At 64.2% G+C, this 2,233-nt stretch carries 2 protein-coding genes; one reads left to right on the top strand and one right to left on the bottom strand.

The window, feature by feature from the left end; all coding sequences use genetic code 11:
* Positions 1-34: 34 nt before the first annotated feature.
* Positions 35-829: an AraC family transcriptional regulator gene (locus AC1DOC_RS30305; protein ID WP_478084387.1), complete on the bottom strand. Its 795-nt coding sequence runs from the start codon at positions 827-829 to the stop codon at positions 35-37.
* A 513-nt stretch (positions 830-1,342) separates the two neighbouring features.
* Between AC1DOC_RS30305 and AC1DOC_RS30300 the strand changes: the two genes are divergently transcribed.
* Positions 1,343-2,233: FUSC family protein (locus AC1DOC_RS30300; protein ID WP_478131189.1), on the top strand; the 891-nt coding region annotated here is incomplete at its 3' end.

Genomic DNA, 2,233 nt, shown 5'->3' with positions numbered 1-2,233 from the left:
GGCCGCTGGTGTGCGGCTGACCTGAAATCACGTGTCATCCATCGACTCGAAAGCGGTCGTTGATGTAGGTGGCGGGCGGCTTTCCAAAAGCCTTCTTGAACATCGTGTTGAAGGCAGAGGGCGATTCATAGCCCAGGTCGTAGGCGACTTGCTGGACGGTCGCGCCACCGGACAGCTCGCGAAGTGCCACGATCATCTGCAGCTGGCGCCGCCAGCGGCCAAAGCTCAGGCCCGTCAGCGAGGTGCACAGTCGATTCAACGTTCGATCGCTCATGCCCAGTTCGCTTGCCCAGTTCGTCTGGGTCCTGCGATCGGAGGGATCGCGCATCATCGCCGTCGAGATCTTTCTGAGCCTTGCGTCCTCGGGCATCGGCAGGAACATTTCCTCCCTGGGCATCGTGCACAGCTGGTCGAGCAGCACCTGCGCCAGTCGATCGGTCGGCCCATTTGCTTCATAGACGGGCGGCAATTCTGAGAGGTACTGAATCATCTCGCTGAGCATCGGGCTGATGCGCAAGGTGCAGCAACGATCCGGCAAGGGGGCAGCGCCWGGTTCCACGAAGAGGTAGAAGATCTGCGCGTTCGCCGTTCCTCGGTTGCTGTGCGGCGTACCGCCGGGGATCCACACGCCCGCCTGGGGTGGGACCATCCACAGCGCGCCGGGCACCTCGCAGGAGACCGCACCGCGCAGTGCGATCACGAGCTGGCCGGACCGGTGCTCGTGCACAGGAATCTCTCGCTCACGCGCCGCCACATCGACGCGCAGTGCCATCACGGGTACTGACGGTTCGTAGTCCAGACCTGGCTCACCGAATTCTGCGCTTCGCATGTTGAGAAAGTGGGTGTTGCTCCCGCCACCGGGCTTGTTCGTGCATTGGAATGGGTGCTCTGTTCGAAGCAGTTTCGATCGGCCAAGGCACGCAGAGGGACCGCTCTTCCTGCTGCTGCACCGAAGGCATCGCCGCCGCGCTGCAGCGCCTGTCGCTCGGACGTGCTGGCGGGCAAGGCCCACTTCAGGCCTCACACCGAGTCGCGACATCCGCGCTGACGCAGGCTCCGCATCGTTGCCGGGGCACGCCTTCTGCGCGATGACCGAAAAGAGAAGTCATTCGTCCAACTTTGCAATTCTCGGCGCATGTGCTGATCACTAGCATCGTCGCATGAAAATGATTCGCAATAAGAACGAGATGGTTTCGGCGCAGGAAGTGGCGCAGTTGGCCGGCTCCGCTCACCCATGGTTTCGCGATCTAGCCAGCATCACGGTCGGCGGTTTGCGCTCTCGCTTTCGCCCGCACTGCCGTTTCGCGTGCAAGCGTGTGCGTGCGCCTTCTCGGGGCGCAGCATGATCGCGCTGCCGCGTTTCTCTCGGCAGGAGTTGCTCTTTTCTCTCAAGAGCTTCGTCGCCGCCATGCTTGCGCTTTACCTGTCGAGCCGCTTCGGGCTACCCCGGCCCTTCTGGGCCATGATGACCGCCTACATCGTGGCCCACCCTCTGGCCAGCCATGTGCGCTCCAAGGCGCTCTACCGATTCCTGGGCACCTTGCTGGGGTGCGCTGCGACCGTGGTGCTCGTCCCCTCGCTGTCCGGGTCCCCGGAACTCCTGTCGCTGGCCTTGGCGCTGTGGGTGGGACTGTGCCTTTATGTTTCGCTGCTGGACCGAAGCGCGCGTTCCTACGTCTTCATGCTGGCTGGCTACTCAGCCCCTTTGATCGGCTTCCCTCTGGTAGAAGCTCCCGCGGCGATGTTCGACACGGCCGTCGCACGGGTCACTGAAATCGGGCTGGGCATCCTGTGCGCCAGCGTGGTCCACAGCATCGCGCTTCCTGCCGGCCTGGCCCCGTCCCTGCTTGGCGTGATGGATCGCGCACTTGGCGATGCGCGGCAATGGCTCGCCGATCTGCTGCGCGAGCCGCCGAGCGACGCAAATCACGCTCGAATGTCGGCGGACCGCCAGCGGTTGGCCCTGGACATCACACAACTGCGACTGCTGTCCACGCATGTGCCCTTTGACACCCATCTGCGCTGGAGCGGGGGCGCCATCGACGCACTGCAGGACCGTCTGGCCGCCCTCACCCCGGTGCTGTCGGCGGTGGAAGATCGCCTGCAAGCGCTGTGCAACGCCACGGGCGGTGTGCCGGATGACATCGGCTCGACCTTCGCGCAGCATTCAGGCTGGCTGGCCGCGAGCGCGACGAACGCGGGCGTGGATAAAGCGCGCGTCGCCTTTCGCGCC

The sequence above is a fragment of the Variovorax sp. 01T439_2 genome (assembly GCF_056398445.1).
The sequence above is the reverse complement of the archived record's forward strand: the minus strand, read 5'-3'. Positions and strand labels throughout refer to the sequence as shown.